Origin of the sequence: Protofrankia sp. Cr1, assembly GCF_963555865.1 — a bacterium.
GTDB lineage: Bacteria > Actinomycetota > Actinomycetes > Frankiales > Frankiaceae > Protofrankia.
This window is the reverse complement of sequence record NZ_CAUVXO010000204.1, coordinates 1-8,675: the sequence shown is the minus strand read 5'-3', so window position 1 is coordinate 8,675 and position 8,675 is coordinate 1. Positions and strand designations below refer to the sequence as shown.

7 protein-coding genes and 1 riboswitch are annotated in these 8,675 nt (G+C 67.3%); of the genes, 2 read left to right on the top strand and 5 right to left on the bottom strand.

The genetic code is table 11. The features are described from left to right. The first annotated feature begins 175 nt into the window (after positions 1-175). Positions 176-2,332 (top strand): MMPL family transporter, encoded by a 2,157-nt coding sequence (locus U9980_RS16130; protein WP_322768670.1) that lies wholly within the window; start codon positions 176-178, stop codon positions 2,330-2,332. 53 nt (positions 2,333-2,385) lie between these two features. On the opposite strand, the gene U9980_RS16125 is transcribed toward U9980_RS16130, so the two are convergent. The 5 genes from U9980_RS16125 to U9980_RS16105 all read right to left on the bottom strand — a co-directional run bounded on the left by U9980_RS16125 (position 2,386) and on the right by U9980_RS16105 (position 7,043). Then, positions 2,386-3,483, bottom strand: coding sequence for a nucleotidyltransferase (locus U9980_RS16125; protein ID WP_416210292.1), 1,098 nt, complete (start codon positions 3,481-3,483; stop codon positions 2,386-2,388). Between the two features lie 248 nt (positions 3,484-3,731). Beyond that, positions 3,732-4,244 carry a GNAT family N-acetyltransferase gene (locus U9980_RS16120; protein WP_322768669.1) on the bottom strand — a complete coding sequence of 171 codons (513 nt, stop codon included), beginning with the start codon at positions 4,242-4,244 and terminating at the stop codon, positions 3,732-3,734. After that, positions 4,237-5,319, bottom strand: a complete 1,083-nt coding sequence (locus U9980_RS16115; protein WP_322768668.1) for an NAD(P)-dependent oxidoreductase — start codon at positions 5,317-5,319, stop codon at positions 4,237-4,239. Before U9980_RS16115 ends, U9980_RS16120 begins: the two co-directional genes overlap by 8 nt. 320 nt (positions 5,320-5,639) lie before the next feature. After that, positions 5,640-6,206 (bottom strand): CAP domain-containing protein, encoded by a 567-nt coding sequence (locus U9980_RS16110; protein ID WP_322768667.1) that lies wholly within the window; start codon positions 6,204-6,206, stop codon positions 5,640-5,642. Between the two features lie 372 nt (positions 6,207-6,578). Beyond that, positions 6,579-7,043 carry a hypothetical protein gene (locus tag U9980_RS16105; protein ID WP_322768666.1) on the bottom strand — a complete coding sequence of 155 codons (465 nt, stop codon included), beginning with the start codon at positions 7,041-7,043 and terminating at the stop codon, positions 6,579-6,581. A gap of 142 nt (positions 7,044-7,185) precedes the next feature. On the opposite strand from U9980_RS16105, the gene fbaA reads away from it, so the two are divergent. Then, positions 7,186-8,223, top strand: a complete 1,038-nt coding sequence (gene fbaA, locus U9980_RS16100) for a class II fructose-bisphosphate aldolase (RefSeq protein ID WP_322768665.1) — start codon at positions 7,186-7,188, stop codon at positions 8,221-8,223. A 223-nt stretch (positions 8,224-8,446) separates the two neighbouring features. Then, positions 8,447-8,619: riboswitch (cyclic di-AMP (ydaO/yuaA leader) on the top strand. The last annotated feature ends 56 nt before the right edge of the window (positions 8,620-8,675 follow it).

The window sequence follows — 8,675 nt, the reverse complement described above, 5'->3', positions numbered from 1 at the left end:
GCCGGGACGACCCCGGTGTGAACCGTCCGGCCGGCACGCCGTTGTCCACAGGAGGCCACGGTTCGCCAGAGGCCACTGTCCACAGGAAGCGGAGGCCGCCGTATCACTACCGCGTGACGTGGCCTTACTGCGACCATCGGTGTCTGGGACCGGAGACGGGACGCGGAGGGCGCTGGTGGCGAAAGCCTGGAAGATCGCGGCAAAGCCGGCCCGGCCGCGACTCACGTGGGTGACCCTCCTGCTATGGATCATCATAGCGGTCGTCGCCACCCCACTCGCCGGCAGGCTGACCGGCGCGCAGACGAACGACGCCTCAGCCTTCCTGCCCACCGACGCCGAGTCCACCCGCGTGCTCACGGCCGAGAAGCTCCTGCCGGGTGGGGACGCGGTACCCGCAATCGTCGTCCTCGCCCGTGATCCCGAACTGACCCCCGCCGACCGGGCGACAGCCGAAACGCTCAGCCACGAACTCCAGCGGTTCTCCGTCATCCCGATCGGCGCGCCCGTCCCGTCCCCCAGGGGCAACGCGTTGCTGTTGAGCATCAGCCTCGCGCAACGGGCCGACATCGTGGATTTCACCGACGACGTCAAGGAGATCCGGCGGATCGTGCGTCACGCGGCGCCGCCCGGACTTCAGACCGGCCTGGCCGGACCAGCCGGCCTGCTGACCGACTCCTATGACGTGTTCAGCGGAGTGGACACCACACTGCTGTTCGTCACCGCCGGGGTCGTCGCGGCCATTCTACTGATCGTCTACCGCAGCCCTTTCCTGTGGCTGGCGCCGCTGCTGTCGGTCGCCATCGCAGACCAGGCGGCCACCGCCCTGACCTACCTCGGAGCCAGGTACGGCGGCCTGACCGTCAATGGGCAGAGCGCCGGGATATTACGGGTGCTCGTGTTCGGCGCCGGCACCGACTATGCGCTCCTGCTCATCGCTCGATACCGAGAAGAACTGACCCGCTACGAAAGCGTGTACGAGGCGATGCGGGTCGCGATCCGGCGGGCCGGGCCGGCAATCGTCGCCTCCGCCGCGACCGTCATCGCAGGCCTGCTGTGCATGCTGTTAGGCGACCTCAACTCCGACCGTGGTCTCGGCCCGGTGGGCGCCATCGGAATAGCCGCAGCGCTGGTGACGATGATGACGCTTCTCCCGGCCGCACTCGTCGCGTGCGGCCGGCGGCTGTTCTGGCCGTTCATCCCCGGTTACGGCGTGGGCACCGTCGAGGAATCCGGCTTCTGGTCACGTACCGGCGCCAGAATTGCCGCGCGGCCCCGCCTCGTGTGGATCGCGACCACCCTGATGCTTACCGGGCTCGCGTTCGCGACCCTGCACCTGAACACCAGCCTGCGCGGGGACCAGGGATTCACCAAACCGGTGGATTCCGTGGTGGGTCAGGAACTCGTGCAGCGAAGTTTCCCGGCCGGCGCGACCGCGCCAACATATGTCATCGCCAATATCACGGCCACGGACGATGTGCTTTCCACCATTCGCAGGAATCCCGCGGTCACCGCTGTCGGGGAAACCGGCCGCGGAGCGACCCTGGTCCAGTTCATCGTTATTCTCGCACAACCGCCCGACACACAGGCGTCCTTCGACACGATCAAAGCGCTCCGGGGTGCCGTCCACGCGATACCTGCCGCGGACGCGCTGGTCGGCGGAACCACGGCGGTGAACCTGGACGTACGCACCGCCTCCGTACGCGACCAGAAAGTGATCATCCCGGTGGTCCTGGGAGTCCTGGCCGTGATTCTCGGGTTGCTCCTGAGAGCGGTGGTCGCTCCACTACTCCTGATCGCAACCGTGGTGCTCTCGTTCCTCGCCGCGCTCGGCGCCAGTGCACTCGCCTATGACTGGCTGTTCGGCTTTGCCGGAGCCGACCCGTCCCTGCCGCTACTGGGATTCATATTCCTGGTGGCGCTGGGAATCGACTACAACATCTTCCTGATGATCAGGGTTCGGGAAGAAGCCGAGAGACTCGGCCCCCGAGCAGGCGCACGCCGCGGGCTGGCCGTCACCGGCGGCGTCATCACCTCGGCGGGAGTCGTGCTGGCGGCCACCTTCTCGGTACTCTTCATCCTGCCCCTGGTGCAGCTCGCGGAGGTGGGCTTTCTGGTGGCGTTCGGAGTGCTGGTCGACACCTTCGTGGTGCGCTCGATCCTCGTGCCCGCGTTGGCGCTCGACATCGGCCCGAAGATCTGGTGGCCGAGCCGCCTGGCCCGGCTGCCTGCGGGGCCGCCGGGAACGGCAGCCGGTACCGATCCCCCCGGTAGCGTAGGTAGCGCCGGCAACGAGGTCCTTGTGGGGCCGCCGGCGGTGCGAAGAGAACCATGATCGCACCGCCTGTCATCCGCCGGCCAGGTCTGAAACAGGTCTGAAGGAGGCATTTAGCCGAAGGTCGGAAACTCCGGCCCGAAAACCTGCCGCCACAGGTTGACGGCATCCTCGTGCCGACCCGCCTGCTCCGCCTCAACAGCATCATCAGCATGGACGCGCGCGAACCGCACCGACTCCGCGAGCGCGTCGCAGTCGTCCCCCTGCAGGTAGGTCGACAGGTCGCCGCCGACCTCCGCCGGGTCGTAGGCGGTGAACCCCTTGTTCTCGACGTGCCGGAAGACCTCCGCCAGCGCCTGCCGGGTGTTCAGCCCGCGGTTGATCAGAACCTTGCCCGCGAGCGCCTCCAGGTGGAACGAACGCAGATGGCTGCCGCAGACCCGATTCCACGCCTTGAGCAGCCGAACCGCCGAAGCGACCCGTGGGCCGGCGTCCGCCATCCAGCTCGCGTGCCGCTCCGGCCGGGTCGGCAGCCAGCCGCCGACGCAGTCGGGCATGACGTAACCTGCCCGTGGATGGTCGAAGGCAGGCACGAGATGGACGTCCGGCGCCGAGTTGTAGACGATGCGCATGGCCTGGCCACGCGTGCCGATCGTCTGGATGCGCTCGCCACCGATCGCGTTGCGAACGCAGAGCAGCAGGTCACGTGAGTCCCAGCGGAAGCGCTTCCAGGCGCTGTTCGCTGCGCTGAACACCACGAAGATGTCAACCTCGTCCAGCGGGCGGATCATCGTGTCGCGCCCCGCGGAACCGATGGTAGCCACACCGACCAACGGCAGCGCGCAGCGCGGTGGAAAGATCGCCCGTAGGGCCTGCTCGGCGTCGTCCCGACGGGCGTCGATGACCGCGCGGTCGTCGACGTTGAGGCGGATCAGGTCGTCGAGCTTGGCGAAGGCGCGCGCGGTCGTGCCCACCAGCAGGGGACCGGTCATCGCACCTGTGATGGGACCGGTCTGCGGGTTAAGCGGACCGGCCCCTGGATCATCCGGGAACAGCGGGTTGTGTGCTCCTGGCCCGGTCTCGTCCGAACGGCGCCAGTGCGGCGGAATGATCAAATGATCATATGTGACCTCAGACCCACGCGGCCGCATCGGGCCTGGCACGTCCGGACTGTCCACGGGTGCGACTTCACGCCGGGTTTCCACGCTCACTCTGAGAACCTCCCAGGCGCCTTCGCGCCAACCGTACGGTCCCCCATCCATGACACGCGCCGATGGCCAACCGACACGGACGCGTGAACTGGGCGGCTGGCTCACACCGTCCTATTCGCGACATCGCATCTATGGTGCCGCATCCTGCAGCGGGGTAAACATCGGGGCCAGCCTGGTTACCTAAAGTCACAGATCCGGTGGAATTACGGAAGTGGTGAGGCAGTGGATGTGACGCAGTGGATGTGACGTTACGGAGGGGGCGGCCGGAACCAGACCCGCCAGCCACCGGACAGCACGATGTCCGCGGGCACGAATGCGGTCGCCACGGCCAGGCGCTCACCCGTTCGGTCACCGACACGCACCCGGGCCTCGACGACCACCTGGCCGCGGAACTCCAGCCAGCCGGCCAGCGCCCGCAGGGCCTCGGTCGCGTACCCCCGGCGCCGGTAGGGACGCCCGATGGACACCGACACCAGTGCCCGCCGGTCGACGGCGTCCACCGCCAGCAGACCGACGGCCACCGAGTCCTCACCACGCACCGTCCAGGTCATCACGCCGCGCCCTCCGCCGGCCCGGCGACGCAGATCACGCCGCAACGCATCGGTCGGATCATCGGCGACGTCGACAGCGATCCCCTGCGCCTGGTGCAGGCACGCGCCCGCCAGCACCGGTCCCAGCTCCTCGGCCACGAAGCCGGCGTTCCACACCGTCAGGGGAAGCGCAAGCAACCTCGATGTCGTCAGGGTCGGCCCTTCACCCACGGCGGGCGGGCTCCACGACGCCGAGCAGTCCCCGCTCCCGCAGCAGCACCTCGGTGCGTGCCATCCCCTCGTCGAGGCCGACGCGGGGCGCCCAGCCGGCCAGGTTTCTGATCTTGGCGATCGAGTAGGTGCCCGTTCGGGCCAGCTCAGCCAGCGCGAGCGGTCCAAGATCAACATAAACTCGGGGGTGTAGACGCGAGCTCACCCGTCCGGACAACCACCTGCGCCCGACCAGCAGCCGGTCCGCCGAGTCGAGCGCACGAACAAACGCCGCCGGCACCGAGCCCGGCAAGGCCACGCCGGCCATCCGCGCGTATCGGCCGAAGAAGTCAGATGCCGAAACACCCGCCCCACCCGTGACATGCAGGATCTCACCAACCGCCGCCGGGCAGTCCATGACCGCGGCGACCGCCGACACCAGATCGTCGACGTGGACGGGGCTCAGGATCCCGCGGCCGGAGTCCACCAGGACGAAGCGGCCGGCCCGCAACAGCAGCAGCGGCCACAGGGTCCATCGACCGGCCCGTGGTCCGTACGCGTCGCCGACCCGTAGCACTGTCACCGCCAGACCGCGGGAGGCTGCGGCCACGGCTGCGTGCTCGGCCGCAGCCAGCGCGTCAGCCCGCGCCAGACCGGTCATGGTGACGGGCACGGCCTCGTCAGCGTCGGCAGGGAAGGAAGGGCCCAGCACACTCACACAGGACATGTGAACAACGCGACCGACGCCGGCGCGGTGGCATGCGTCCAACACGCCAGTGGTTCCGGCTACCGTGATCCTACGCATTTCACTGTCCGCAACCGGTATCGGCCGGCTCGGCACGCCGGCTCGGACCGCGGCCAGCTCGCCACCGCCACCTGTGCCGACGGCCGCCGCGTGCACGACAAGATCCGCCCCGGTGAGCAGTTTCTCCCAGTCACCGGGATGGGTGACGTCGGCCACGACGATGCCCGGACCACGGCGGACGTCTATCGGCACAACATCGTAGCCGCGTCGGCGGAACTCGTGCACGACCGCGTCCCCGATGAATCCCCCGGCGCCGGTCACCACCGCGCGAGCCACGTCGTCCCCTCTCACCCCTGGGACCTACCCGGCAGATCCCCGATCCCGGTAATCGGCCTTCCCGGAAGATCGCTTCCCGATCCACCGGACTCCCCGCCAAGACGACACCCGGATACCTCAAGGTCTATCAGACAGGCCTAACGTACCGTCACGCCGAGCACGCAGACAGGTCGTTCCGGTCGCACGATATCGACCCTACGTGATCGGAGCCCAAGAGTAACTGGTTTCAGGCACCGGCGGCCGCGACGACTCGGCCGCGGCCACCAGCCCGGTGCAGCGCCGGCATCCGCACCCCAACCGCCGACATCTTACTTTAAGTAGCCCCCTAATCGCTCTTACGGCGTCCCGAAATCCTGCGTCCAGTACGTCCCGTAACTGCCCCCGGTGCCGTAACCGACGCCGATCTGCTTCAACGAGCAGTTGAGGATGTTCTCCCGGTGCCCGGAACTGTTCATCCAGCCCGCCATGACCTCGGTCGGAGTGCGCTGCCCAGCAGCGATGTTCTCCGCGGCGATCGAGAACTGGTACCCGGCAGCAGCCATGCGTTGAAAGGGCGTGCGCCCGTCCTGGCTCGTGTGGCTGAAGTAGTTATGCGTCGCCATGTCGTCGCTGTGCGCCTGCGCCGCGGTGGTCAGCCTGAAGTCGACGGTCAGCGCAGCGCAGCCGGCCTTGGCCCGTTCGGCGTTCGTGAGCGCTACCACCTGGGAAGCCGGGTCTGCCGATGTCGGCTCGGTGGCGGTACCCGGCGTAGCCGCTGTAGGAGGAGCGACCGGAGCGACCGGTGCGGCTGTGGCCGCCGGGCCGCCCGCCGTGGCGTCCGCGACCGGTGTGGACCACGGCGGCGAGCTCGGTGGGAGCGACGCCGCCCACGGCCACCCGCCAGGTTTGACAGCGGTGCGCATGTGAACGGTCTCACCAACCGTGCCACGATCGACGGTCTGTGGCGGTACAGACCCCTGCGCGGGATCAACCGGTGACGTCGAGGACACCAGGGCCGGGGACGAAGCCCCAGGACTGGTCGCGGCCGCGGGCCCTCCCCCGTGGACCAGCTGGGCCAGGAGCAACCCGACGGTGGCGAGAACGAAAACGAAGACTGCCAGGACGGCGCCGGACCAACCCTGCCGGGAACGGCGGTGCTTGCGATGTCGAACCATGGAACCTTCCGTGTGGTCGGTCCCCCCCGCGCTATGCCCCCTGCATCCGGGACAAGGGTAGCGAGTACTAGGCACGGTGAGCCATCCCGTATCGCTTTTAACCGAATAATCATGAGCAGATCAGGCCAGTGTGGCGCCACCTCGGATCCACCCGACGACATGCCGTGTCGGACGGGCGGCCAACGGCCCTGGCCGGCTGCCCCGGGTGACGCCTAGGAGCGCCCGGCAACAGGGGGCAAACGTCCGCACCCGTCGGACAGACCGGGCCACATGCGGGGCCAGAGTGCCAAAGTGCTGGTAGGACACATCAGGACGGGCAAGTATCCGGACGTGACGCCGTTCGAGACGGGGCCCGTCCAAGGGCAGCGCGCTAACATGACCCATTACGGCGCCAGCGGTCGCGACCAGCGGGATCCCGGGCGTGGGGGCACCAGACGACACGCCCGCATCCGGGTCGGCCGCGAGCATGCCGGCGGCGACCAGGATCGTGTCACCAGGCAGCCAGAAAACGACGAGGATGCCGCTGTCGACGAAGACGAGCGTGAAGATGACGGCATAGAGCACCGCTCCGGACAGGCCATCCACACTCGCACGGTTCGAGCCTGTCTGCCCCCGAAGGCTCGATCATCGTACCCTTCGCGCGACTCCAGTCCGCCGTTCATATCCAAATCGGCCAATTATCGACCTAACGGACACGCAACTCCTACTGCCCACAGGAGCCACAACCATGCCCATCGCCACCCCGGACGTCTACGCACAGATGCTTGACCGGGCCAAGACCGAGGCATTCGCCTACCCGGCGATCAACGTTACGTCGTCGGAAACCCTGAATGCAGCCCTGAAGGGCTTCGCCGATGCCGGCAGCGACGGCATCGTGCAGGTCTCCACCGGCGGTGCCGAGTTCCTCTCCGGCACCCGGGTGAAGAACATGGTCCTCGGCGCGCAAGCACTCGCCGAGTTCGCCCACCATGTCGCCAAAGCGTATCCGGTCAATATCGCCCTGCACACCGACCACTGCCCCGCGGACAAACTCGACACCTATCTGCGCCCCCTGCTTGCGATCTCCAAGGACCGGGTTCTCCGCGAAGGGCGGGATCCGCTGTTTCACTCACATATGTGGGACGGATCGGCAGTCGAGCTGGAGGAGAATCTCAAAATTGCCGACGGCCTCCTGATCGAATGCCACCAGGCCAAGATCATCCTGGAGGTGGAGATCGGTGTCGTCGGCGGCGAGGAGGACGGCGTCGTCGGTGCGATCGACGAGAAACTTTACACCACGCCGACGGACATGTGGCGCACCGCCGAGGTTCTCGGCACCGGCGAACGGGGCCGCTACATGCTCGCCGCAACCTTCGGAAATGTGCACGGTGTATACAAGCCGGGCAATGTGAAACTCCGTCCGAGCATCCTTCGGGACGGGCAGCAGTATGTCGCGCAGCAGCTCGGTCTGCCAGTCGACGCCAAGCCCTTCGACCTGGTCTTTCACGGCGGTAGCGGTTCCGACCTGGCCGAAATTCGCGAGACGCTGGACTACGGCGTTGTCAAGATGAATGTGGACACCGATACCCAGTACGCATACACCCGGCCGATCGCCGACCATGTCTTCAAGAACTACGCCGGCGTACTGAAAGTGGACGGCGAAGTCGGTGTGAAGAAGCAGTACGACCCACGCAGCTACGGCAAGGCAGCCGAGTCCGGTATGGCCGCCCGTGTCGCGCAAGCCTGCGCAGACCTGCGCTCGGCGGGGCGTTCGCTGACCAGCTGACCCATCCGGCCAAAGGAGGCGCGACATCGCGTTTCGCGCCTCCTTCGGCCGCCGGCAAGCAAGCTGAGCGCACGCATGCGCGCGTTAGCAGTCGATCTCGAGGAACGGCAAGAGTGGACAGCGCGATGTGCGCATAGTCACGAACCGCATTCACGGCTTGTTCAGCCACCAGCAATTCTGGTTATGGTCTGCGCCGTGCCCGTCGATACGATGGGGACACGTCGGGCGGCACGCCGAATCCTGCCCTCGCTCGACGAAAACCAAACTTGCGGCAGGAACGGGGGACCCACTTTCGGACGTCGATATCGGGCGTCCTCGGGGTGAAGCCGTGAAAGCGGCCGGGCAGTCCCAGCCCGAATCCGACAGCTCACCTCGCAGGCGTGGGGAAGGGCATTACCAATATGTCCAGTACACGTTCTCGTGGTCGACATCGTGGAGTTCGCCGGGCTCGG

Bases quoted from the DNA above. Each gene is read 5' to 3' on its own strand.
- U9980_RS16110 (WP_322768667.1), bottom strand. From the start codon at position 6,206: ATGCGCACCGCTGTCAAACCTGGCGGGTGGCCGTGGGCGGCGTCGCTC.
- fbaA (WP_322768665.1), top strand. From the start codon at position 7,186: ATGCCCATCGCCACCCCGGACGTCTACGCACAGATGCTTGACCGGGCC.